Annotated in this window: 13 protein-coding genes and 1 pseudogene; 11 read left to right on the top strand and 3 right to left on the bottom strand. The window is 52.9% G+C overall.

The genetic code is table 11. The features are described from left to right. Positions 1–2 precede the first annotated feature (2 nt). The 3 genes from fdxH to lpxO all read left to right on the top strand — a co-directional run bounded on the left by fdxH (position 3) and on the right by lpxO (position 4,042). Complete coding sequence (gene fdxH / locus AAIE03_RS13415; RefSeq protein ID WP_498563035.1) at positions 3–887, top strand: formate dehydrogenase subunit beta; 885 nt, start codon at positions 3–5, stop codon at positions 885–887. After that, the gene (fdnI, locus tag AAIE03_RS13410; protein ID WP_089517564.1) at positions 880–1,521 is read left to right on the top strand and encodes a formate dehydrogenase-N subunit gamma; all 642 of its coding nucleotides are present in this window, start codon (positions 880–882) and stop codon (positions 1,519–1,521) included. The genes fdxH and fdnI overlap by 8 nt, the downstream gene beginning before the upstream one ends. Positions 1,522–3,130: 1,609 nt before the next feature. After that, a complete protein-coding gene (lpxO, locus tag AAIE03_RS13405; RefSeq protein WP_014593021.1) occupies positions 3,131–4,042 on the top strand; it encodes a lipid A hydroxylase LpxO in 912 nt (303 codons plus the stop codon). A gap of 67 nt (positions 4,043–4,109) precedes the next feature. Here lpxO and dhaR read toward each other — a convergent pair whose 3' ends face one another. Together dhaR and AAIE03_RS13395 are read right to left on the bottom strand one after the other, a co-directional pair. Beyond that, positions 4,110–6,026, bottom strand: coding sequence for a dihydroxyacetone kinase operon transcriptional regulator DhaR (gene dhaR, locus AAIE03_RS13400; protein WP_210475923.1), 1,917 nt, complete (start codon positions 6,024–6,026; stop codon positions 4,110–4,112). 99 nt (positions 6,027–6,125) lie between these two features. Beyond that, entirely contained in the window at positions 6,126–7,223 is a 1,098-nt protein-coding gene (locus tag AAIE03_RS13395; RefSeq protein WP_024471988.1) for a glycerol dehydrogenase, read from the bottom strand. A 586-nt stretch (positions 7,224–7,809) separates the two neighbouring features. On the opposite strand from AAIE03_RS13395, the gene dhaK reads away from it, so the two are divergent. The 6 genes from dhaK (at position 7,810) to imm45 (ending at position 24,711) form a co-directional block, all read left to right on the top strand. Further along, on the top strand, positions 7,810–8,880 hold the full coding sequence (gene dhaK, locus AAIE03_RS13390; RefSeq protein ID WP_014593024.1) for a dihydroxyacetone kinase subunit DhaK: 1,071 nt from the start codon (positions 7,810–7,812) through the stop codon (positions 8,878–8,880). Positions 8,881–8,890: 10 nt separating this feature from the next. Next, a complete protein-coding gene (dhaL, locus tag AAIE03_RS13385) occupies positions 8,891–9,523 on the top strand; it encodes a dihydroxyacetone kinase subunit DhaL (protein WP_498563034.1) in 633 nt (210 codons plus the stop codon). A gap of 10 nt (positions 9,524–9,533) precedes the next feature. After that, positions 9,534–10,955 (top strand): dihydroxyacetone kinase phosphoryl donor subunit DhaM, encoded by a 1,422-nt coding sequence (gene dhaM, locus AAIE03_RS13380; protein ID WP_014606489.1) that lies wholly within the window; start codon positions 9,534–9,536, stop codon positions 10,953–10,955. A 443-nt stretch (positions 10,956–11,398) separates the two neighbouring features. Continuing rightward, complete coding sequence (locus AAIE03_RS13375; protein ID WP_015700880.1) at positions 11,399–13,063, top strand: ShlB/FhaC/HecB family hemolysin secretion/activation protein; 1,665 nt, start codon at positions 11,399–11,401, stop codon at positions 13,061–13,063. Between the two features lie 15 nt (positions 13,064–13,078). Then, positions 13,079–24,400: a hemagglutinin repeat-containing protein gene (locus AAIE03_RS13370; protein ID WP_498563033.1), complete on the top strand. Its 11,322-nt coding sequence runs from the start codon at positions 13,079–13,081 to the stop codon at positions 24,398–24,400. Beyond that, positions 24,400–24,711: an Imm45 family immunity protein gene (gene imm45 / locus AAIE03_RS13365; RefSeq protein ID WP_151260377.1), complete on the top strand. Its 312-nt coding sequence runs from the start codon at positions 24,400–24,402 to the stop codon at positions 24,709–24,711. Before AAIE03_RS13370 ends, imm45 begins: the two co-directional genes overlap by 1 nt. Before the next feature lie 87 nt (positions 24,712–24,798). On the opposite strand, the gene AAIE03_RS13360 is transcribed toward imm45, so the two are convergent. After that, a complete protein-coding gene (locus AAIE03_RS13360) occupies positions 24,799–25,170 on the bottom strand; it encodes a SymE family type I addiction module toxin (protein ID WP_024471986.1) in 372 nt (123 codons plus the stop codon). Here AAIE03_RS13360 and AAIE03_RS13355 point away from each other — a divergent pair. Together AAIE03_RS13355 and AAIE03_RS13350 are read left to right on the top strand one after the other, a co-directional pair. After that, positions 25,127–25,861 (top strand): annotated as a pseudogene (locus AAIE03_RS13355) (VENN motif pre-toxin domain-containing protein); the annotation flags it as partial. The gene AAIE03_RS13360 and the pseudogene AAIE03_RS13355 overlap by 44 nt on opposite strands. A 573-nt stretch (positions 25,862–26,434) precedes the next feature. After that, a complete protein-coding gene (locus AAIE03_RS13350; RefSeq protein WP_024471984.1) occupies positions 26,435–26,827 on the top strand; it encodes a hypothetical protein in 393 nt (130 codons plus the stop codon). Positions 26,828–26,830 lie beyond the last annotated feature (3 nt).

Genomic DNA, 26,830 nt, shown 5'->3' with positions numbered 1-26,830 from the left:
CCATGTCTATGCAATCTCAAGATATTCTTCAACGCTCTGCGACCAACAGTTTAACGCCACCGCCTCAGGCGCGGGACTTTCAGGCAGAAGTGGCAAAACTTATCGATGTTTCGATCTGCATTGGCTGTAAAGGCTGTCAGGTGGCCTGCGCAGAATGGAACGATATCCGTGATGATGTCGGTCACTGCACCGGCGTCTACGACAATCCGATGGAGTTAAGTGCGAAATCCTGGACGGTAATGCGGTTCAGCGAAACGATGCAGCAGGGCAAACTGGCGTGGTTAATTCGCAAAGATGGCTGCATGCACTGCGCCGATCCTGGCTGCCTCAAAGCCTGTCCTTCTGCCGGCGCCATCGTTCAGTATGCGAATGGCATTGTGGATTTTCAGTCTGAGCATTGTATCGGTTGTGGTTACTGCATTGCCGGCTGTCCGTTTAACGTGCCACGGCTGAATCCCGATGATAATCGCGTTTATAAGTGCACGCTCTGTGTGGACAGAGTAAGGGTGGGTCAGGAGCCCGCCTGTGTAAAAAACTGCCCAACAGGTGCCATCCAGTTTGGTAGCAAAAAAGAGATGCTCAGCATGGCTGAAGCGCGCGTGGCACAGCTCAAAAAACGTGGCTATGTCCATGCGGGTCTCTACAACCCAGAGGGCGTGGGGGGAACACATGTGATGTATGTCCTGCACCATGCGGACAAGCCGGGACTTTACCACCATCTGCCCGTCGATCCAAAAATCGCTACGCCGGTTAATGTATGGAAGGGCGTGCTCAAACCGCTTTCCGCCGCGGGATTGATTGTGACCTTAGCCGCGCTCCTTTATCACTATGTGGGTATTGGTCCGAATAAAGAGACGGATAATGAAGAGGAGAACGATCATGAGTAAGCGCAACATGATCCTGCGTACCCGATTTATCGATCGCGCCTGTCACTGGACCGTGGTGATCAGCTTTTTTTTGGTCGCGCTTTCCGGCCTTGGGCTGTTCTTTCCAACGCTGCACTGGCTGACAGCAACCTTCGGTACGCCGCAGATGGGACGGATTTTACATCCGTTTTTTGGCGTACTGATTTTCGTGTTATTGATGGTGATGTTTTTGCGCTTTGTACGCCACAACATCCCGGACAGGCAGGATGTGCCGTGGGTAAAAGGGATTGTTGAAGTGCTCAAGGGCAATGAGCACAAAGTAGCCGACGTAGGCAAATATAATGCGGGCCAGAAAATGATGTTCTGGGCCATTATGTGTTTGATTGTGGTGCTGGTGGTGACCGGCATTATTATCTGGCGGCCTTATCTTGCGGCATATTTCCCTATCACGGTTATCCGCTGGAGCCTGCTGATTCATGCCGTCGCCGCAATCGTGCTGATCCACGCCATTTTGATTCATGTCTATATGGCGTTTTGGGTTAAAGGCTCTATTACGGGGATGATTGAGGGCAAGGTAAGCCGTCGTTGGGCGAGAAAGCACCATCCGCGTTGGTATCGCGAGGTTGAGGCGGCTGAGAAGGAGGCGGTGGAGTAGTCAGGGGGCTGAGTTCACGTCATGTTGCCCCGGGCAGGTTCCGCCCGTCTGGGGGCATTTACGGTTCTGCATTGAGCAGGTTCCGCCCGCCAGGCGTGAGGGAGTTTCAGCCTGTCCGTGCAGGCGGTCGGGTTAAGGGGCTTGCGCCAGCCCCTTAACAATCCCGGCGTCCGGCAGCCGCCGCTGTTCCTTCGTCATTCACTGCGGCCTGACGGACCGTCCGGATGCGCCGTCCCTGGCGCAGCCGTCCTCGTCGCGGCTTCCCTGCCGCGCCGTCCTGGCCTTCGCTCTCTCCTCAGCGCGGCGGATGCCTCCTGAAAACACGCGTCTGTGAGGGCGTGTTTTTTATTTGGTGTGGCTTTGCCTGCGGCATTTGTCTTGAATGCGTTCGCCCTCAAGGCTGGCGCATACTTTGCCTGCTGCGGGTATTTACGGTTTTGCTCCGTGCAGATTCCGCCCGCCAGGCGGTGGGGAGTTTCAGCCTGTCCGTGCAGGCGGTCGGGTTAAGGGGCTTGCGCCAGCCCCTTAACAATCCCGGCCTCCGGCAGCCGCCGCTGTTCCTTCGTCGTTTGCTGCGGCCTGACGGACCGTCCGGATGCGCCGTCCCTGGCGCAGCCGTCCTCGTCGCGTCTTCCCTGCCGCGCCGTCCTGGCCTTCGTTCTCTCCTCAGCGCTGCGGATGCCTCCTGAAAACACGCGTCTGTGAGGGCGTGTTTTTTATTTGGTGCGGCTTTGCCTGCGGCATTTTTCTTGAATGCGTTCGCCTTCAAGGCTGGCGCATACTTTGCCTGCCTGCGGGTATTTACGGTTTTGCACTGAGAATGTTCCGCCCGCCATGCGGTCGGGTTAAGGGGCTGGCGCCAGCCCCTTAACAATCCCGGCGTCCGGCAGCCGCCGCTGTTCCTTCGTCGTTCCCTGCGGCCTGACGGACCGTCCGGATGCGCCGTCCCTGGCGCAGCCGTCCTCGTCGCGGCTTCCCTGCCGCGCCGTCCTGGCCTTCGTTCTCTCCTCAGCGCGGCGGATGCCTCCTGAAAACACGCGTCTGTGAGGGCGTGTTTTTTTATTTGGTGCGGCTTTGCCTGCGGCATTTGTCTTGAACGCGTTCGCCTTCAAGGCTGCGAAATCCTTGTGCTCTGTATCTTGACTGTCTGGCGGCGGATGCCTCCTGAAAACACGCGTCTGTGGGGGCGTGTTTTTTATTTGGTGCGGCTTTGCCTGCGGCATTTGTCTTGAATGCGTTCGCCTTCAAGGCTGCGAAATCCTTGAGTCCTGTAGCTTGCCTGCCCGGCGGGGATCTACGGTTTTGCCCTGAGCAGGTTCCGCTGGCAGGCGAGCGAAATTGTGCTTCGTTTTGTTTATTTTTATTTCCCCTGCTGTAGGGCGTTAATCAGGTCATCTTCACCAGTGACCAGCCGCATATATTCGTGCAACGCTTTGATGCCAGTCTTTGTTATTTAAACGATTGTTAAACGACGTCAACTCAGGTTGCGGGAGTATTAACAAAAAGCGCACTACTTGACAAAAAATTTTGCAATTTAATACTAAAAATTATTCTTCCATTAAATCTCCGCAAGAAACCATCCATTCTTGCAACATAAGGAACACGTTGTATGGTGGCTGCCATCATTATTGGTATTTTTATTATTAGCGTAATCTATGCACACTCGCGCGGTGTAGAAAAACAAAAGTTCTCGCGTCAGTTGTTTGATCACTCGACCTTTATGGCACCTGTTAATATGTTCATGACAGGCTTTTCAAGATTGCCAGCGAAACAGCCCTATTTTCCGGCAGAGGAATTTCCAGAGCTTCGCGAGTTGACCGATAACTGGCAGGTCATTCGCGAAGAGGCGATACGTCTTCAGGATCATATCAAAGCGGCCAAAAGCCATAATGATGCAGGGTTTAATACCTTTTTTAAGCGTGGCTGGAAACGGTTTTACCTTAAATGGTATAGCGACGCACATCCGTCTGCCCAGCAGCTCTGCCCGGTCACCACGGCTCTGGTCAGTAAAATCCCCTCAGTAAAAGCGGCGATGTTTGCAGAGCTGCCGGCGGGCAGTCATTTAGGTAAACACCGCGATCCCTATGCAGGATCGGTGCGCTATCACCTCGGCCTTGTGACGCCCAACGATGACCGCTGCTTTATTGAGGTGGATCGACAACGTCACAGCTGGCGCGACGGGCAGGCGGTTATTTTTGACGAAACCTACGTGCACTGGGCACAGAATGAAAGTGAGCAAACGCGTATCATTTTATTCTGCGATATTGAGCGTCCTATGAAGTGGCGCTGGGCACAGGCCATTAATCACTGGGTAGGCAGTACCCTGATGTCGGCAGCAGCCTCACCCAATGACGAAAATGACAAAACGGGTTTCATCAACCGCATTTTTAAATACGTCAATGCGATTCGCGATGCCGGACAAAATTTAAAAAAACGGAACAGGACAGTCTATTACTGGGTTAAGCACTCCTCGATTGTACTGATATTCCTTGCGATCATCGTGCCGAGTATCGTGATGTAGAAAGGGAATGACAGCCAGAACAGCACTCAGCGTCTGGCTGAACCCATAATACAGGCAGTGAACACCGTTATTTGGGTTTAAACTGCCTTACATCAATCGCGTATCGTTTTATTTTTCGCCACAATGTGGTGCGGCCGATGTGTAGCAGATCAGACATCGCCTGAACTTTGCCCTGAGTCATGCGGGCAGCCTGGAGGATCGCTTCTTTTTCAATCGCGCTAAATGACAGATTATCCGGCAGCAGAGAGGCGTTTGCGGCATTGTCAGGTTGCTCAGATAAAAGCGATTCTGGTAGGTTATTCCATCGGATATGGCCATGTTCACTACTGATAGCAATATTTTCAATCACGCTGTTTAATTCAAAGTCATTACCGGGCCAGCCATAACCCATTAATTGCGTCATCACCTCGTCATCAACTTTAAAGCGCGAGGAAAAACGTTTTTCCAGCCTGCGTAGGCGGTGATTAATTAAATAGGGAATGCTGTTACGCCGCGCGCGCAAGGGCGGAATGGCAATCTCAAAGGAATGTAATGCGTAATAAAGCTGACGGCTAAAACGATTCTGTTCCACAAGATGGGCCAGATTAACGGTAGTCGTGGCAATCACTTTAATATCAACGGGGATCAGCCGCCGCGCATCAAGGCGAGTCAGCACGCCTTGCTTGATGACCTGAAGCAGGACAGATTGCTGTCCGGGTGTCAGATATTCAATCTTTTCCAGAAACAACGTGCCGCCGCTGGCCAGTTCCAGACGGCTTAAACGGCCATCTCTATCCTCGCCGGGTGCACTGCCTGTAAAATCCTCTCCCTGTGTATTGTCGGCATAAAGCTGACAGTTAACCGCAATATAAGGGCCGCTTGCCCGGTCACTTTCATTATGAATCGCCTGGCTCAGCAACTCTTTACCTACACCTTCTTCCCCGCACAGTAAGACTGGAAAGCTGCCTTTGGCTGCCTGACGACCAAAATGTATTAAACGACGCGTATCGGCATCCTCTTCTGGCATTTGTTCAAAGGTGTGACTGACTTTACCCAGTTGGCTGGTCATGAGTTGACGGACCTGCTCAACCGGATGGAGCAGTAAAATAAAGCTGTTGCCCTGAACTTCAACAATGGGTTTCAGGGTAATCACCGCATCAACAAACTGATGCTGGCTCTCAAAGGTGACTTCCACATGTTTTAATCCCTGTACCTGCTTAATCGCCCGGCGCAGCAGAGCCGGCAGCGTGATCAGGTCAGCGATATTCTTTCCCTGACTGGTTAAGGCATCAAGGTGCAACTGCCGGGCTGCCTGAGCATTCAGGAATTGCAGGACGCCTTGCTCATTCCACGCCATGACGCCGTCGTCCATGCTCTCCAGCAGGCCATAAAGCTGGTTCAGATGGCGGTTGGAATCGGCTAACAAATTGTCTGTTAACAGTGAATTGCCTATTTCCCGGGCAACAGAAAGCGTAAGCGAGAGATCGGAGGGCGCCTGATCCTGATAAAGACAGGCCAACGCGATAGAGCCAAATAAACGACCGTGATTATCGAATATGGGTGTAGAGCAGAAAGACCAGGGATGAAGAGCCCGTTTGAAATGCTGTTCCCGGCTGGTTTTTAATGGCTGGCCTTCAAGCGCGGCCAGCGACAGGGCGCAGGTACCAATGATACTTTCCGCACAGTAACTTCCCTCCTGCAGGCCTAATTTCTCAAGATCCAGCAGCGTCTGTGCATCGCCATAACGGTTTAAGATACAGGCGGATTCATCAAGAATAAACAGCGCACAAGGCCGGTTCGCCATATATTCCCACGCATCCTCAAGCGTGGCCTGGCCAATGGTGAGCAGGGCGGTTTTGCGGCGGCAAATCGACGCGTAAGTTAATCCCTGTGCCTGATGCGGTGCTTGCCAGTTATCCCGCTGCATGTATTTACTGCAACGGTGCCATGACTGAGCTATCACCGCTGAAACGTGTTTATCGCTCTCGGGCGCGAACACTGTCATATCCATTTCCGCTGAAAGACCATAGAGAATCCCCCCAGCCGCGCAGCCAGGGGGAAGTCGTTGCCCGGAGACTCGGGCCAGCGGTTTACCTGTGACAGATTAACGCGACAGCCACTGCTGTCCTAGCAGATCGGCAGTGATAATCGCCGCATAAACGCTGTCTGGTGTGACCGGGAACGGCATATTGTGGATGGTTTCGCCTTCCACACAGGCCGCCTCGGCAACCGCCTGAATTTTTCTCTCGATATCCTGTTTCACGCCCATTTGCCCCAGGGTGACAGGCAATCCTACTTTCTGGCAGAACGCCAGCACGGTTTCGATCTCTTCTGTCGGGCTGTTCTGCAAAATTAACTGGGATAACGTACCAAACGCGACCTTTTCACCGTGATAAAGGTGATGGCACTCTTCCAGTACGGTAAACGCATTATGAATGGCATGCGCGGCGGCAAGACCACTGCTTTCAAAGCCAATCCCGCTGAGGTAAGTATTGGCCTCAACGATACGTTCCAGCGCATCTGTTACCACGCCTGCCTGAGCCGCAAAGCGAGCCTTTTCGCCTTCCGCCAGGAGCGTTTCATAGCACAGCCGCGCCAGGCTTAACGCTGCGGCCGTCGACTTGCCGCCTGCCATGCTGGTTGCGCCAGAATCGTAACAGGCTTTGGCTTCAAACCAGGTGGACAGGGCATCGCCCATTCCCGCGACCAGTAAACGTACCGGTGCTTTGGCAATGATCGTAGTATCCATCACGACCATATCGGGGTTTTTGGGATAGATCAGATACTCTGCAAACTCACCGGTTTCGGTATAAATCACAGACAATGCGCTGGTGGGCGCGTCGGTGGAGGCGATGGTGGGGATAACCACCACTGGCAGTTTGAGATACCACGCAATCGCCTTGGCCGTATCCAGCGTTTTACCGCCCCCTAATCCGATGACGCCGCGGCAGCCGTTTTGTTCTGCTAACGTCATCAGCCGGTTGATTTCAGTCCGGCAACATTCCCCGCTGAAACGTTCTGCATGACAGGTGACGTCATGTTCAGCAAGGCCGCTCAACACCTTATCGCCCGCCATGTTCATTACAAAGTCATCGGCAATCACAAAAAAACGATCGGCCAGGTTCTTTGCGTACTGGCCGAAGGACATGGCGGCATTGGGGCCCTGAATATATTTCGCTGGAGACTGGATAATTTTTGGCATTCCTTTCACCCTCAAGTAAGAACATGTTCGCATAGTGAACGCTGGCATCTCTCTGGCTCGACTTGCAGTGAAAGCCGAATGATGGCCGACGTCGCGTTTCACTTTACGCGCGACATGGAGGTGAAAAAGTTTTGCGGCCAACGTTCTGATATGGAACACCTTACCGCTCCGCACGTTTCATACTGGAACAATAAACCAGGTTTGAAAGCTATGTTGCGATCGCGATCGTCTCCAGCAGTGTAAAACGGCAAAATGTGGCGACGATTTTCCTGACTACATGACGCGCGATGCTGTCTGCCGCTAAAAAACCTGCCTGCTCAACGGTCTTTATTTATCGCTTCCGCTGTCATGACTTGCCTTGCCTCTCATTTTTACCCAACAGACGCGTGATATGTTTCATTATGGAACATAAAAAACCTCACGATGTTCCGTTATGAAACTCTTCATCCTGACATTTTTTTTCTCGTCGACTCCATGAGAATCAGTGCGTCGACGAGCGGTCTGCCGCCGTTACCGTTCCCCCGTAATCGGGTTGTCTTTGCCTCAGGCAGAGTGACAGCTAACCGCATCCAACGGAGCATAAAGAATGAAAAAGCTGATTAACCGTGTGGAAGATGTATTGAGTGAACAACTGGCAGGATTGGCAAAAGCCCATCCCGAATTGACGCTTCATCAGGATCCCGTCTGCATGACGCGAGCCGATGCGCCTGTAGTGGGAAAGGTTGCGCTACTTTCGGGCGGCGGCAGCGGCCATGAGCCGATGCACTGCGGTTTTATTGGTCATGGCATGCTGTCTGGCGCCTGCCCCGGCGAAATCTTTACCTCACCCACGCCAGACAAAATGTTTGAGTGCGCCATGAAAATTGACGGCGGTGAGGGCGTACTGATGATCATTAAAAACTACACCGGCGATATCCTCAATTTTGAAACGGCAACCGAACTGCTGCACGAAAGCGGCGTGAAGGTCACGACGATAGTCGTGGATGATGATGTCGCCGTAAAAGACAGCCTGTATACGGCTGGACGTCGTGGCGTGGCAAATACCGTGCTGATTGAAAAACTGGTTGGCGCTGCCGCAGAGCGGGGCGATTCCCTTGAAGCCTGCGCTGCGTTGGGACGTAAGCTGAATAACTGTGGTCACTCTATTGGCATCGCGCTGGGCGCCTGTACCGTTCCCGCTGCAGGAAAGCGCTCGTTTGAACTTCAGGACAATGAAATGGAGTTTGGTGTCGGGATTCATGGCGAGCCGGGTATCGATCGCCGCACCTTTACTTCGCTGGATAACACGGTCGATGAGATGTTTGAAACCCTGCTGGAGAATGGCACCTACAGCCGCCCGCTGCGTCACTGGGATGTCGAGACCGGTAGCTGGCAAGAAGTGCAGCACACCAAGCAGGCTTTAACGCGCGGCGACAGAGTCATTGCGCTGGTCAATAACCTGGGCGCGACGCCGCTATCAGAATTATATGGCGTGTACAACCGCCTGGCGCAGCGTTGTGAAGAGCAGGGGATCACTCTTGAGCGCAGTCTGGTAGGCAGTTACTGCACTTCACTGGATATGGTGGGCTTTTCCATCACGTTGCTGAGCGTGGACGATGATTCCCTGGCGCTGTGGGATGCGCCGGTCCATACACCAGCCCTGAACTGGGGCCAATAAGGAGATCGATATGTCACTGACCCGCGCCCAAATTGTGAGCTGGCTTTACCACTGTGGTGAAGTTTTTACCCGTGAAAGTGATTTTTTGACCGGACTGGATCGTGAAATCGGCGATGCCGATCACGGGTTAAATATGCATCGGGGATTCAGTAAAGTTGTCGAGAAGCTGCCTTCTGTCGAAGATAAAGATATCGGCTTTATTCTTAAAAATACCGGTATGACGCTGCTCTCAAACGTAGGCGGAGCCAGCGGGCCGCTGTTTGGTACGTTCTTTATTCGTGCGGCTCAGGTTACCCAGGCGCATCAGAGCCTGACGCTGGAAGAGCTGTATCAGATGATTCGTGAAGGGGCGGAAGGGGTCATTAACCGCGGTAAAGCCGAGCCTGGCGATAAAACCATGTGCGACGTCTGGCTCGCGGTCGTGGCGTCACTGCGTCAGTCCAGTGAGCAGAATGTCTCACTCACCGCCGCTCTTGATGCCGCCTTCCAGCAGGCGGAGTCAGCCGCCCAGTCAACTATCACCATGCAGGCCCGCAAAGGGCGCGCCAGCTATCTGGGTGAGCGCAGTATCGGTCATCAGGATCCCGGTGCAACCTCGGTCATGTTCATGATGCAAATGCTGGCCGCCGCCGCCAGGGAGTAAGGAGAGAGGAATGGTAAACCTGGTGATCGTGTCACACAGTGCAATGTTAGGCGAGGGCGTGGAAATGCTGGCCCGGCAAATGTTAACCGGCGATAACTGCAGGATCGCGGTCGCCGCCGGCATTGACGATCCTGATCATCCCATCGGCACGGATCCGATAAAAGTGATGGAGGCGATTGAGGCTGTCGCGGATACCGATCATGTGCTGGTCATGATGGATATGGGAAGTGCCCTGCTCAGTGCTGAGACGGCACTTGATCTGCTCGATCCGGTCATTGCTGAAAAAGTGCGCCTGTGTGCAGCACCGCTGGTGGAAGGCACGCTGGCGGCCACCGTCAGCGCGGCGGCGGGGGCGGACATCGACACAGTCATTGACGTTGCCATGAATGCGCTGGCGGCGAAACAGGCCCAGTTAGGGATAACGCCTCCCGCGCACGCCGCTTCGCTGCCCGCGCAAGCGCCCGATTCTGACGCGCGTTCGGTTACGGTCACCATCAGGAACCACCACGGTCTGCACGTTCGTCCTGCTTCGCGGCTGGTCGCGGCACTGGCGGGAATGAACGCTGATTTGGTGTTAGAGAAACAGGGGCAGTGCGTGAAGCCAGACAGCCTCAACCAGATTGCTCTGCTTCAGGTTCGCTGTCATGACGCCGTTACCTTGTCGGCGAGTGGGCCCGATGCTGAGCGTGCCCTGGCGGCATTTGAATCCCTTGCGGCGGAAGATTTTGGCGAACATCCCGAGTCGATGGCGTTAAAAACATCGGCGTCCACCGTCGAAAAGGTTCAGGGTAAAGCGGTGTTTTATCCCCTGCCGCTGGCGCAGCCTGCCAGGCACCCTTGCAGCGATGTCGGGCAGGAAGAGCGGCGGCTGCAGCAGGCGATAGTCGATACGCTCAATGACCTGAATGCGCTGGCTGCCCTGGCAGAGAAGAAATATGGTGCTTCGGTGGCGGCTATTTTCTCAGGCCATCACACGTTGCTGGACGATCCCGACCTGTTTGACGCTGCCTGTAAGGTCATCCGTAATGACTCGTGTTGCGCTGAATCAGCCTGGTATCAGGTGCTAATGGAATTAAGCCAGCAATATCAGCACCTGGATGATGCGTATTTGCAGGCGCGGTTTATTGATATCGAAGACATACTGTACCGTACTCTGTGTCATCTGAAAGGGCGCGACATCAGGCTGCCGACACCAGACGTGCCCGCCATTATCGTGGCAGACGATATCTTTCCGTCAGCGGTCGTTAATCTGGATGCGCAACTGGTAAAAGGCATTTGTTTGCGGGAGGGCAGCACGCTGTCACATGCCGCAATCATTGCTCAGCAGGCCGGTATTGCCTTTATCTGTCAGCAGGGCGCAGTGCTGGATATCATTCAGCCAGAGGACAGGCTATTGATTGATCCCGCTGCACAGCGCGTGAGTTGCGCATAACGCTAGTGTTCATTAGCCTCTGGTATCTGTTTCAGGGGCTTTAATTTATTTGGCCCTGAGACGAAATTTCAGTTAAATCTCTTTTTGTTACCTTCACCTTTCGACAACTCCCCTCTCATTTTGACGCATTTTTATCCAATATTTACTCGATATTTCAATCAGAAAACATAAATAAATCGCGTCCCACAAATGGGTTTCCGCCAGGGACTACCTTGGGATTTCATGTTTATTTTTATTCGGGAAAGGCTCAAGGGAGTGCATTTTAGTTAAGGGAATATTTTTAAAATCATATTTGGGTTAAGGCGGGAAAAAGTGAGTGATTAAATAAAATATATATCAAGCTGTCGTCTTTTACTTTTATCAGGAATTTTCCAATAGTTTAGGTGATATTATGCTTTCACTGCTTTACAAAAAACTTACATTTCTTTTCATTGGGCTTACCTATGAGAGCAAAGACAGGGAAGTGGCTGGCGTTGAGCGCCGCGCTTATCACGGTAAGAGCACTGGCTGCGCCGTTGACGCCAGGCGATCGCGATTATATCCAGACTCAGCAACAGCAACGCCTGCAGCAGGATCAGCAGCAGCGTGATGCACTCTGGCAAGCTGTGTCACCGCGTATAGTCCCCGCTCCCCGTGCTGATGCGTCAGGCCGTTGCTTTACTATTCATCAGATCATAATCCGCAACGCCACACTGCTTTCCGCCAGCCAGCAGCAGTCACTGACTTCTGCTTACGTCAATCGTTGTCTGGACTTAACGCAAATTAATGCGCTGGTACATGCGATTTCCGACTGGTATATGCAAAGGGGTTATATTACCAGCCGCGCTTTTTTAACAGAACAGGATCTCTCTTCTGGCCAGCTAATTATTCCCGTGCTGGAAGGCAAACTGGACACCATTATTCTGGACGGTAAACATCCACGCCTGTTGCGCATGGTATTTCCGGGGCTGGAAGGAAAAATCCTGAACCTGCGCGATATTGAGCAGGGCATGGAGCAGATTAATCGCGTACGCACGGTACCTGTTCAAATCGAAATTCAGCCGTCACCCAAACCGGGTTATTCCATTGTTAATCTGACAGCAAAACCTGAATTTCCCCTCAGCGCGACCTTGGGTTTTGATAACAGCGGGCAGCGCAGCACCGGCCTGGGCCAGCTTAACGCCTCTCTGACCGGAAATAATCTTTTGGGGCTGGCGGATCGCTGGTTTGTCAGTGGTGGGCGCAGTAGCGCATTTAGCCACTGGCGCGATGCGCAGAACTTACAGGCCGGCGTCAGCGTGCCTTATGGTTATGGCCTGCTGGATTACAGCTACAGCTGGAGCAACTACCACAGCCATTTTATCAATAACGATTTCACGTGGTTCAGCAACGGCGACAATATTGCCCATCGCCTTAACGGCTCCTGGGTTTTATTTCGCAACGGCGATATCAAAACGGGCGTGCAGATTGGCCTTAATCACTATTCCAGCCACAACTATCTCAACGATGCGCCTCTGGTAAGCAGTAGCCGCAAATTAACCAGCCTGCAGTTTGGCCTGAACCACACTCAGAAAATTGCCGGTGGCGTCGCCACGCTTAACCCATCGTTTAGCCGTGGTATGCCGTGGTTTGATGCTGAGAGCGATGAAGGCAAAAACGGTAACCTGCCGAAAGCAGAGTTTCGTAAATGGAGCATCAGCGCCAGCTATCAAAAACCGCTCACCAACAAGCTGTGGTGGCTAAGCAGCCTTTACGGACAGTGGTCACCCGATCACCTTTACGGTAGCGAACGACTCACGCTGGGCGGCGACAGCTCTGTGCGTGGCTTCAAAGAGCAATACCTGTCGGGCGATGTAGGCGGTTACTTACGCAATGAGCTGGATTACAGCCTGTTTACGTTACCGGGGCTGGGTGAAGTCACGGCACTGGCGGCGGTAGATGGCGGTTGGCTGAGAAGCGATCCGCAAAACCCACAGTTTACCGGCACGCTCTGGGGCGGTGCCGTGGGGCTTGGCACCCGCAATCAACATTTTTATACCCAATATACCGTCGGCATTCCGCTCAGCTATCCCGGCTATTTACAGCCGGATCACGTCAGCATTTACGCCCGCGTCGGGCTGGTATTCTAAAAAGAGGAACTGATTATGGACGATCGTCAGCCTGTTTCCCCTGCCCGTCGCGCCCTCAGCTATCTCATCTGCTATCTGGTGGCGGTGCAACCGATGCTGCCCGTGATGGCCGCAGAAATCACGCCAGTCACGCCAGGCACCAGGATGGATGCGGCAGGCAATGGCGTGCCCGTGGTCAATATTGCAACGCCGAATCAGGCGGGTGTTTCTCATAACCAGTACGATCAATATAACGTGGGGCAACAGGGCCTTATCCTCAACAACGCCACTGGCCAGCTCACGCAGACCCAGCTTGGCGGGCTGATCCAGAACAACCCCAACCTTAAAGCCGGCCAGGAAGCGCGCGCCATTATTAACGAAGTGGTGGGGGCTAATCGTTCACAGCTGCAGGGCTATACCGAAGTGGCCGGTAAAGCCGCCAACGTTATGGTGGCTAACCCCTACGGCATTACCTGTAACGGCTGTGGCTTTATCAATACGCCCAACGTGACGCTGACCACCGGTAAACCGCAGTTTGATGCCAACGGCAACCTGGCCGCGCTGGAGGTCAGTAAAGGCACCATTACCATTGAGGGCCAGGGACTGGACGGCAGTAAAGCCGATGCAGTATCGATTGTGGCACGCGCAACGGAAATCAATGCCGGGATTCACGCCAAAGATCTCACCGTGACGCTGGGAGCAAACCGCGTCGGGCAGGATGGATCGATAACGCCCATTAACGGCGAAGGGCCTGCGCCCGGCGTGGCGGTCGATACCAGCGCACTGGGCGGCATGTACGCCAACCGCATTCATCTGGTGTCGAGCGAAAAAGGCGTCGGCGTTAATCTGGGTAACTTACTGGCCAGACAGGGCGATATCACCCTGGATGCGAACGGTAAACTGGCGGTGCATAACAGCCTCAGCAGCGGGGCACTGACCGCCAGTGCGCAAAGCGTAGAGCTGAGCGGGGAACATAAATCCGCTGGCCCGGCGACGATAACCGCACAAAACACTATCAGTCTGCACGATGGGAGCCTGGGGAGCGATCGCACTATTGCATTGCAGGGCGGCAAGCGCCTGCAAATCAACAGTGGCAAGATCGTGGCCGGTGACAGCATCAACCTTGCCGCGACCAGCCTGTCGGTGGACAGCGGCAGTGCGCTCAACGCCACCAATAACATCTCGTTCAACGCGCAGCCAGACTTCACCGGCGGCTTAAGCCTGGACCCGGCCGGCCAGTTTGATAATGCCGGGCAGTTTAAGGCGGGGAATAATCTTTCTCTGAATGCTTTCACGATCGGTAACACAGGATCGTTGTCAGCAAAAGGGCAACTGTCCACGGTCAGCAACAACGTGACTAACCAGGGCGCCTTGCAGGGCAATGCGATCCGGCTCAAGAGTGATGCACTAAATAACAGCGGTACGCTGCAGGGTGCTGATGCACTCACGCTGGAGACGATGACGCTAAATAACAGTGGTTCGCTGACGGCACCGCAGCTGACGCTCAACAGCGATGCCATAACCAACAGCGGTCTGTTGCAGGGTACGCAGAATCTGACGTTGTTAAGCCAGCATCTGACTAACTTAAAAAAGGGCAGTATTGCGACGGCGGGCGATTTGACGCTCAACCTGCCTGACTTCAGCAACAGCGGGCTGCTGAGCACGGAGGGTGCACTGCACCTGAGCGGCAACAGTCTCGTCAACGATGGCGAAATCAACGCCAGCACGCTTCATTCTGACAACGGTCAACTGACCAACCTCACAGATGGCAAACTGCTGGCGACAGGCTCACTGCAACTGACAAACGACCAGCTTACTAACAGTGGGCAGATTGCCGCGAATCAGTCTGAGCTCACGGCCGCTACGTTAAATAACGCAGGCAGAATTCAGGGCGCCAGCAGCCTGAACCTGAATGCGGACACGACGAATAACCGACAGGGCGGCGAACTACTGACCTCAGGGCAACTGACGCTTAACGGCGGTGACCTGAATAACGCGGGATTAATTCAGGCAGATAAACTGGCTCTGACAGTGGGCAACTGGCAAAACAGCGGCAATGCGCTCAGTGCAGGCGATGCCACGCTGAAGGCGAAAACCCTGACCAACAGCGGCAAGATAATGGGTCAGCAAAGCGTCGATCTGCAGGGAAATACCACAGACAACAGCGGCTGGTTACTGGCAAAAGTGCTGGCCTTTCAGGGCGATTTAATCAACAGCGGACTGATTCAGGGCGATACGGCGCTGACGTTGAAAGGCGGCAGTCTGAGCAATCAGGCGACGGGCCAGTTGCAGACGGCGGGCAACGCTGACATTACGGCCTCCTCTCTGAACAACCAGGGACAGCTGCAGGGCGATAATCTGGCTGTCACAGCACAAAGCTGGCAAAACAGCGGCAGTGCGCAGGCCACAAAAAATATCACCGCCTCTGTGGCTGGGGAGCTTAACAACGGTGGCACCCTGACGGCCCAGCAGGCAATGAACCTGCAGGCTGGCAACGTCACCAATGCGGGCACGCTTGCTGCGGATCAGCTAACTATTCAGGCTCCCCAGCTCAGTAATGCTGGCCTGCTACAGGGCAACAGCGCACTGGCGATAACCAGCGCGCAAATTGCTAACCTGGCGAACGGTCGGCTTGTCAGCGGAAGCGGACTGAGCCTGGCACCTGTCCAGTTGGTAAATGATGGGCTGTTACAGGTGGCGGGCACCTTCAGCGTCAATGGCGGTGATTTTACCAATAACGGCCAGGTGAATGCGGACGCGTTGAATACCGCGCTGACCGGCACGCTGAATAATGGCGTAAACGGCAAGCTGCTTGCGCGTCAGCTGGCGCAGGTCCAGGCGCAGTCACTGACTAACGCCGGTAGCGTTGCAGGCCAGCAATTGCAGATAACGGGCGATACATTACAAAATCAGGGGCTGCTACAGGGCGATAACGCGCTGACGGCAGGGTTCCGTCAGCTGGATAACCTTGCGGGCGGCCAACTGATTACTGGTGGCGCACTGACGTTACAGGGTACGGACGCCCGTAACGCCGGAACCTGGCAGGGCAGCCAGCTCAGTTACCGTTTCGGCAGCTTAAAAAACACCGGTACCCTCAATGGCACTGGTGCACTGGACGGGCAAACCACGGGGCTGCTGGATAACAGCGGCAACCTGATTACGGGCGGCAACGCCAGCCTGAATGCCGAGAGCCTGACTAACAGTGGCAAAATCATGGCAAGCGGGCTGACGCTGCGTGCCGGATCGCTGAATAACAGCGGCCTGTGGCAGGGCAGTACTTCACTGGACGCGCTTAGTACTGGCGATCTCACCCAGTCTTCAACAGGCAGAGCGTTAAGCGGTGGCGATCTGCTGCTTGGCGCGGCGACATTAAACACGGCTGGCACCCTGCAGGGGGTGAATGCCGAGATAACGTCTGGTAGCTGGCAAAATCAGGGATCGCTGCTGAGCACCGGCGATCTCAGCGCCGCGATTGATAGCAACCTTACGAATGGTGGATCTCTACTCAGTCAGGGCGGTGCACAACTCAGTGCGCAAAATCTGGTGAATACCGGCTCTGTCCTCGCCGAAAAAGCCATGACGCTTAACGGCGGTTCGCTGAACAACAGCGGCGCCATTCAGGGCGATACGCTGTCGGTTACTCCCGCAAGCGTGACCAACCAGGGCAACCTTATCGGTCTGAAATCCCTGACGCTCGGACCGGCCCCGCAGCGGTTCAGAATGCTGCTGGCGCAGAGCGCTCCGACGCGTGAACTTGTGAATAACGCGGGAGGACAGCTTCTCACGCAGGGCGCGTTAACGATTACGGCCGATAACGTCACCAACAACGGATCGTGGCAGGGGCAACAGATCCTGCTGAATGCGGCAAAACTGGCCAACGGTGGAGCGATTCAAAGTGCCGATGGCCTGCAACTTACCCTGAGCGACAGGCTGGATGCCGCCGCAGGCAGCAAGATCTCTGCCAACGGCACCGCAGCCTTACAGGCGCTGACGCTGGCGAATCAGGGGCAATGGGTGGCTAAAAACCTTACCCTGAAAGGCGACACGCTAAACAATAACGGGGAAATTACTGGCGCGGACAGCCTTAGCGTGCAGCTCAACGGCGCGCTGACACAGCAGCAGGATAAGAACCTGCTCAGTGCCGGAAAAATCAGCCTGCAGTCGGCATCGCTGAATAATTTGGGCCGTATTCAGGGAAGCGATCTTCAGATTAACACCGGTGCGTTAGATAACGCGGGCCGCCTACAGGGTGACAATAACCTGCTGCTCAGCGCCACCGGGCATCTCACCAACGCCGCGAATGGCACTCTGGTTTCTCAGAACGCGCTGACGCTGACCACACCAGATCTCTATAACTATGGTCTGATTCAGGGCGTTGGTGGCACAGTCAACGCCACAAACTCAGCCACCAACAATGGCAGATTACTGGCTGGCGGCGCGTTGACCTTTACCACACCGCAACTGGTGAATAATGGCTGGCTGCAGGCCGGACAGCTCACGCTGAACGCGTCCGGCTTAACTAACAACGGCACGCTGCTTGCCGATCAACAGGGCACCCTGAACGGCACCAATTTCCAGAACCAGGGCATGGCGCAGGGCGGCAACCTGGCCGTTAATTATCAGAATCTCGGTAACAGCGGCACCGTGCTCGGCACCGGACAACTGAACGTGAATGCCGCGCAGGTTAACCTGGCCGGATCGGGACGGCTGTTCAGCGGCGGCGGTTTGACGCTGGTGAGTAACGGTTTTGACCAGTTCGGTCAGGTCGTTGCGCTGGGCGATGTGCTAGTGAATCTGGCGAACAGCTTCGTCAGTCATAACACGCTGGCAGCGGGCAACCGGCTGACGCTTAACAGCAACGGATCGCTGGAAAATCAGAGCACAATGCAGGGCCAGGGCGTGACGCTGAATGCGGGCGGCGACCTGACCAACAACGGCCAGATCACCACCGGCGGCGCTGACAGTAGCCTGACAGGCAACCGCATCGCCATGAACGGTGCTGGCAGCCTGCAGGGCGGCGGCAACGTCACCCTGAACAGCCGCAGCGATGTCACTCTTGACGGTTTTACCGGCACGCTCGGTAACCTGACCATCAGCACGCCAGGCAGCCTGGTCAACACAGCGCTGCTCTATGCCGGGCAGAATCTCTATTTATTTGCCAACAGCATTCGTAACCAGCGTGGCGATATTCTCGCGGGCAACAGCCTGTGGATGCAGCGCGATGGCGCGGGCAATGCCAACGGGGAAGTGATCAACACCTCTGGGACGATTGAGACGCAGGGTGGGGATATTAATATCAATACTGGGCATTTGTTGAATACGCGGGATGGGTTGCAGGTTACACAAACTAATAATCCTAATCCCACAAAAGTAGGCGCTGGTAACGCCTATATAAATTTTTCTATATGGGAACTTAATCCTGGAGATTATGGCACTGCAATAGTAACCATCAATCATCCAGCCCAACCTAACTGTGATTCAGGTAAGGGGGCCACAAAATGCCACGGCACAACTACAACTGAAACTGTATATGCCCCTAATATAAAACTCGAAACGCAAAAAGTTATTCTTTCCAGTTCAACCTTGAGTGTCATAGCAAATGGTGGAGTCGCACGCTTAGCTTCAGGAAGAGATCTTGTTATAAATGCAAATGGGCTAGATAACCAAGCCAGCAATATTTTATCTCAAAGAAATACTGTTCTTTCAGGTGGGTACTTTAATAATCAATCTTGGCAAGCAGGTACTCAAAATAATTTTGCTATATATAAGTACACAGGTGTTTTTGCAACTACTCCGATACCTAATAATCAAAGGACAGTGGATGGTGCTATTGGCAATAATATACCTTATCAACTCGTTGGGCATGAAAATAACTTTACGGCGGGTGAACTTTATCGCGCAGTTATTCAGGCCGGAGGCAACATCAGTGCCAATTTCTCCAGCAATATTAGTAATACCAACACCACAGCAAACGCAGGCTGGACCGGAAATACACTATCCACTCCTGGTATAAGAGGACTGGCTTCACTTAGCCAGTTGGGTGCACAGCAACGTCAGCAGATTGCCGGAGCAGAAAAGGTTACGGTTAATTCTCCTCAGTGGCGCGATCAGCTTCAGGGTGCCTTGCAGCAGGTCAATGGTAATAGTTCACTGGATAGCAGCACACCTGATAAGGCCTCGCTTGTTACTCATGCATCGGTCAGCTTTGGTCGTGCCGATTTAAGTCAGTCAGGTAGACTGATTTCCGATCCTGCAGTCAGCACAGCTAATCTACGCAGTTACAAGCCGGCCAGTGTCGACACCAGCGCCTATCCGATTCCGTCTGGCGATAATGGCTATTTTGTTTTTGGTAACAGCAAAAGTCCCTATTTAATCACTCTCAATCCAAAACTTAACGGTCTGGGACAACTGGATAACAGCCTGTTTGGCGATCTTAACGCATTGCTTGGCAGGCAGCCGGGACAGGCACCGCAAGAAAGCCGTCAGCTTTATACCGATAAAACCACCTTCCTGGGGTCGTCTTATCTACTAGACCGTCTGAACCTCAAGCCAAACTATGATTACCGTTTCCTTGGTGATGCGGCCTTTGATACGCGCTATGTCAGTAACGCAGTGCTAAACCAGACCGGCAGCCGTTATCTGAATGGCATTGGTTCTGAACTGGATCAGATGCGCTATTTAATGGATAACGCAGCCTCTGCGCAGCGTGCGCTGGGGTTGCAGTTTGGCGTGTCATTGTCTGCGCAGCAGGTAGCCTCACTTGATAAAAGTATGGTCTGGTGGGAAGCCACGACGATAAATGGCGAGACGGTAATGGTGCCGAAAGTCTATTTATCATCCAAAGACGTGGAAATGCATGACGGCAGCGTGATTGCGGGCAATAACGTGACACTTTCCGGCGGAGATATTACCAATAGCGGCAGTACTGTTACCGCAAAAAATAACCTGACGGTTAGCAGTCAGAACAGTATAAATAACCTGAGCGCAGGCATGCTTTATGCTGGCGAAAATCTGCAGTTGAGCGCGATAAATAATATCAATAACGTCAGTTCAAATATTAGTGGTAAAAAGGTCGCACTTGAAACCACAAATGGCGATATTAATAACGTTACTACGACAGATTTATGGCAATTAGATGCGAAAGGTAATAGTGGGTTAGAGAAAAAATATAGCGAAACATTAACGAAAGCGACAGCCAATATCACAGCAGTAGATTCGCTAAGTCTGAAAGCAGGAAATAGTATTAACGTTACAGGTGCGAATGTTAAAGCGGGTGGCGATCTTCTTCTGGATGCGTGGAAGGATATTGCTATTACAGACAATCAAAATATCAATGATTATTCGCAAACAGTTTATGGTCATGGAAGAGGTTGGGAAGGGAAAGTCATTGGTAGTACGACCCAGACTCAGGTGAGTACAGACAGTAGTACGATTACCGGGGGCAAAAACGTCACTATCCATTCTGGCCGAGATCTGACTGTAACTGCCAGTAATATTAATGCGGCAAATGATGCCAGTCTGATTGCTGGCAACAATCTTAATCTCAATAGCGCTACGAACAGCCAGAGTCGTTCTCAAGGCAATTCATCATCGTCGTCAGTTGGAACTTCGCGAAGTCAGATTAACAGCGGCGGTAATTTGAGTCTCGCCGCTGGTCAGGACATTACCAGTCAGGCTGCAAATATTGCATCTAACGGAGATGTTGCCCTGAAAGCAGGCAACAATATCAATCTCAACAGTTCCAGCAACACTACGAATAGCAGAAGTGGCAACCAGGAATCCCATTCCACCGGCCTGGATCGCACCTCCGTCAGCAGCGGCGGTAATCTCAGCCTGGCTGCCGGTCAGGATATCAACAGTCAGGCCGCCGCCATCGCCGCCACAGGTAATGCCGCGCTGAAAGCGGGCCGTGATATCAACCTGAATGCCGAAGCCACCGGTTCCGGTTACAGCGAGAGAGGCGACAAGAAAACTGTTATCAGTGAAACCGTGCGTCAGCAGGGCACGGAAATTGCCAGTGGTGGCAGTACGACAATGGTTGCCGGTCGAGATATCAATACCGAAGCAACCGATGTGACGGCAAAACAGGATATCGCCCTGCAGGCCGGTCGCGACGTTAACCTGAATACGGCGACCGAAAGCGATTATTACTACAAAGAAGAAACCAAAACTAAAAAAGGCTTCCTGAGTAAAAAGACTACGCACACCATTCAGGAAGACAGTGCAACGAATGAAAAAGGCACCCTGCTGAGCGGCAACAATGTCTCCGTTAAAGCAGGTAATGACCTGCTGGTAAAAGGTTCTCAGGTCGTCGGTGATGGCAATGTGGCACTGGATGCCGGTAACAATGTCGATATTGCTGCCGCAACTAATACCGATTCCACATGGCGTTTTTCGGAAACGAAAAAGAGCGGCCTGATGGGAACGGGCGGCATTGGTATCAGCATCGGTAGCAGTAAATCACTGCAGGAGATGCGCGATAAAGGAACAACACAAAGCCAGAGCATCAGTACCGTCGGCAGCACTAAAGGGAATGTTTCAATTACCGCTGGCAAGCAGTTGCAGGTTAACGGTGCCGATTTGGTGGCGGGCGGTAATATGGCGCTCCAGGGTGATAGCGTTACTGTTACGCCAGGACACGATCTGCGTACCCACGATGAAAGAACGGAGCAACGTACCAGTGGTTTAACGCTGGCGCTGTCTGGTGCGGTAGCGGAAGCCGTGAACAGTGCAGTCGCTGCAGCGCAGTCAGCCAAACAGCAGAGTGATGGTCGTCTGGCCGCGCTTCAGGCGACCAAGGCCGTCTTGTCTGGCGTGCAGGCGAATCAGGCCAGTCAGCTTGCTCAGGTACAGGGTGATCCTAATAACGGCATTGGCATCAGTATTTCACTTTCTACCCAGCAGTCGAAATCGGAGCAGCATCAGCAGTCAGACACGGTTAACGGCTCAACGATCAATGCAGGCCGTAATCTGAGTATCAATGCCACGGGCAAAGGCCAGGGGCGAGACAGCGGCAATCTGGTGATTTCTGGTAGTCAGCTGAAAGCAGGCGGCGATACGACGTTACAGGCGGCAAACGACATCACCCTAACCGGTGCGGCAAACACCCAGCAAACCACAGGTAAAAACAGCAGCAGCGGGGGCGGCATTGGTGTCAGCTTCGGCGTTGGGGCAGGCAGTGCGGGATTAAGCGTCTTTGCCAGCGTCAATGGCGCTAAGGGCAATGAGAAAGGCAACGGCACGGTCTGGAGCGAAACGACCCTGGACAGCGGCGGCAAGGTTGCCATCAGCAGCGGTCGCGATACCACATTGAGTGGCGCTCAGGTCAATGGCAACAGCGTGAAGGCGGATGTGGGTCGGGATCTGACCATTACCAGCCTGCAGGACAGCGACAAATACGATTCTAAGCAGTCCAGTTTTGGTGCAGGCGGCAGTTTTACCTTTGGCTCAATGACCGGGTCCGGGTATATCAACGCCAGCCAGGACAAGATGCACAGCAATTTCGACAGCGTGAAGGAGCAAAGCGGTCTTTATGCTGGCAATGGCGGCTTTGATGTCACGGTGGGCAACCATACACAACTTAACGGTGCGGTCATCGCCAGTCAGGCCGATGCGGATAAAAACCGTCTGGATACCGGTACACTGGGCTTTACCAATCTGCATAACGAGGCCGACTACAAAACCGAGCATCAGGGCATCGGCATGAGCTCGGGTGCCAGTCTGGGCGATCAGTTTGCCGGGAATATGGCTAACACCATGCTGGCAGGCGCAGGTGGAAAAGGGCATGCTGAAGGGACTACCCAGTCAGCAGTGTCTGACGGTACGATAGTGGTGCGCGATCAGGCTAATCAGAAGCAGGATACCGCCACGCTGAGTCGTGACACGGCGCATGCCAACGACAGCATCAGCCCGATCTTTAACAAAGAGAAAGAACAGCAGCGACTGCAGACCGCGCAGATGATTGGCGAGATTGGCAGTCAGGTGGCAGATATCGCTCGTACGCAGGGCGAGATTTATGCGCTGAAGAAAGCCCAGGAGGTAAAGGGCCCCCCACCCGAAGGCGCATCTGAAAAAGCACGCAATGCCTACATAGAGAGCCTTAAAGCGACCCCTGAGTACAAAAAAGCAATCGCTGACTCTGACTCCGGCACAGGAAGTTCATTACAGCAGGGGATCCAGGCGGCAACTGCGGCTGTTCAGGGACTGGCTGGCGGAGATTTTAAAGCGGCACTGGCTGGCGCATCCGCCCCTTACCTCGCCGAACTGATCCACAAAAATACCACCACAACAGGCCCTGACGGTAAGGAAGTGGTGAATACCGCAGCCAATCTGATGGCGCATGCGGTTGTGGGCGCCGTCATTGCACAGGCTCAAGGCAATAGCGCGCTGTCCGGTGCCAGTGGGGCAGCGCTGGGCGAATTTATCGCTCAGGAGATGTATCCGGGTATCGTGCGGACGGATTTGAGCGAGGAGCAGAAGCAAACTATCAGCGCACTCGGAACGCTGGCAGCGGGGCTTGCTGGCGGTCTGGCAAATGGCAGTGCGTCAGGAGCCATAGCGGGCGCTCAGGCGGGGAAAAATGCGGTGGAGAATAACTCGCTGAGTGGTGATAAATCCCGTGAAACGGTTAAACAAGCCGCCGAGTCTCTGAAGGATCAGGTCAGGCATAAGCTGGGTGAAGGCACCACATCTTCCATCGCCAATAGTATTATCAATGCCCTTGCCAATACCGGTGATGCGGCATTAGGCTCAGTGGATTATGTAGCCGATGCAGCGATGGCACTGGCTTCATGTGCTGCCGGAGACAGCTACTGTAATCAGGCACTGAGCGATCTGTCCGGGAAAAATCAGGCGGTGGCTGACAGCGTTAAGGCGCTGATGAGCAGTCAAACCTGGTCTGCAGTGAAAGACACGGTAGTACAGGCGTCGGAAGGTAATCAGGCAGCGCTGGAAGCTACGGGTGGGATGCTGGCAGGGATTATACTACCAGGCAAGAAAGTGCCTGGTGTTATTAAAGCAGTTGATCCAACTATAAAAATTGCTACAGGGAGTACTGTTGGTGCTTTTGAAGCGAGTCTGTCCAAGCTCCCACCAGGAGAACGAGTAGCTATTGTAAAAGAAACAGTTAATAAAGTTGTCGCTGAACAAGGAATGGTGAAAGACAATAAACTGACCAAACTAAATAATCGAGATGTTTATCGAGGAGCCGATGGTAATTTATATGCACTAGATACTCAGCATGGGCGATTTGAGGCTGTCAGCCCGAAAGGTAAGCATTTGGGCGAAGTTGATTTCTCTATGCAAAAAATCCCTAACAGCATAGATAAGTCGGGTAGTCATGACTTGAAGGTGAAGTAATGAAACTCATTGATTATAAAAATAAATCTATAAGTCGAGGAACTGTCTTTAGATTACCTGCTGTTTGGCCATATGAAGAATGGGTTGATTTTATGGTCATAGATTTATTTGAAACTCATGGCTTAGTTGTATCTTCTGGTCACAAAGCTGGCCTGATTTTAATATCTTTACCAATCGAAAGTGCGTCAACCGAAGGTAGAGCATTAAGTACAGAATGGATTATTACCAATTGGTCTAAATGGATATATCCAGAATGTAATGTTGAAGATGTTCATATACTTGATGAATATATAGCTACTCCTGTTGATTAAACGAAATCCCGGCCCTGTAGACTGCACCCCAAACGTTGGCCCCCCAACTTAGTAAGGTGCAGTTTTTTTATGGCAAAACAAACCAGGTTAATCCAGCCTGCGCCACTCAACCATTCCTTCCGGGGTCTTACGTGGCCGCTTCTGCGGTGCGGCGATCATCTGAATAAACTCCGCTATCTCCCGCCGCTTACGCTCAGAGAGCTTCTTGCAGGCCCGCCTCAGCGTAGTCACCACTTCCGGCTCTTCGGGCGGTTCCGGCGGCGGCTCCTGCGCCGTCAGAATCAGACAGCCCGGTAACACCTTCACCTCCAGCGCCGTCCCGGTAACGCAGATGCTGGAGAACGGGGCAGACCTGAGATGGATATGTAAGTATCCCGCATAATCGTGCCATTCACCTTTAGAGATCTTCCGGCATACCGCCACGCTGAGTCGTGACACGGCGCATGCCAACGACAGCATCAGCCCGATCTTTAACAAAGAGAAAGAACAGCAACGGCTGCAGACCGCGCAGATGATTGGCGAGATTGGCAGTCAGGTGGCGGATATTGCTCGTACGCAGGGCGAGATTGGTGCGCTGAAGGAAGCCCAGAAGGTAAAAGGCCCCGCACCCGAAGGCGCGTCTGAAAAAGTACGTAATGCCTACATTGCGAGCCTTAAAGCCACAACTGAGTACAAAATAGCAATCGCTGACTCCGGTACCGGAAGTTCATTACAGCGGGGGATTCAGGGGGCCACCGCAGCAGTGCAGGGACTGGCAGGCGGAGATTTTAAAGCGGCACTGGCTGGCGCAACCGCCCCTTACCTCGCCGAACTGATCCACAAAAATACCACCACAACAGGCCCTGACGGCAAGGAAGTGGTGAATACCGCAGCCAATCTGATGGCGCATGCGGTTGTGGGGGCTGTAATCGCACAGGCGCAGGGCAACAGTGCGCTGTCCGGTGCCGGTGGTGCAGCGCTGGGCGAATTTATCGCTCAGGAGATATATCCGGGTATCGCGCGGACGGATTTGAGTGAAGAGCAGAAGCAAACCATCAGCGCACTCGGAACGCTGGCCGCGGGGCTTGCTGGCGGTCTGGCAAACGGCAGCGCGTCAGGAGCAATAGCGGGCGCTCAGGCGGGGAAAAATGCGGCTGAGAATAATGCGCTTGACGATGATGAATTAGAAAAAGAACATCAACATGGCAATGTCCCCGTCAAAATTATACCTTTAAACCCATCGAAACCAGATCTTTTCCAAGAAGACAGTGATTCGTTCAAAGGGGGGGAACTCTATTCTGTATCTGGTCCAATTAAACCAGTAGGAATTGTCTCCTCCTTTGATGCTAATGATATCCGATTCTCTCAAAATACCGTTTCATATAACAAAACAGAACAAAGTAATAGTATGAAATATACTTACGATGATCTTGTTTCTAGTATGAAAAAAGATGGCTGGAAAGGAGAACTAGTGGATGCCATCAAAATGCCAGATGGAAAAGAGACCAGTATGGATGACACGCGGATTAGAGCTGCAAGAGAGGCAGGAACAAAAGTTCAAGCTAATCTTAGGGATTTTGACGAAGCATTACCAAAAGATATGGTGGATTCAGGGCGTTTTGGTTTAGCTAAAACCTGGGGTGAGGCTATTACTGGAAGAATTAATAATCAGTCAGGTGGATTTAGTAAAAACAATCCTAATGGTTCGGCTGAATTTCCAAAAGTAACGGGGAAGGATAAATAAATGACCGATGTATTAGCAATGTATGGAAAGTATTTGTATCCAAATTTTTCCTTACCAGAAAGCTTCATCAATTATGTTGCAGTTGAGCAAAAAGAAGATATAGAACCGTGGTGGTTTTTTTATTGTGCACAAAATTATGTTGATTTTTGGTGTAAAAAAATCAAAGAGCTTTATCCTGACCGTAAGTTGATACCTTTCGCAAACTTGCGCTATTCGGATGATATTGTCTGTTTTGATGGCGAAGATACAACAGAAGAGCCAAAAATCTACTATATTCATGCATTTGCTTCAGCAGGCTGGGAAGGAAGAGGGCATGTAGACAGCTTTACTGAGTGGTTAATAATTGCTAAATGTGAGTCTGCCCGTTACAAAGCTGAACAGGCAGAACAATAGCTT

The organism is Pantoea sp. Ae19-2, from assembly GCF_059801205.1.
This window is presented reverse-complemented; position numbering and strand designations above follow the sequence as displayed.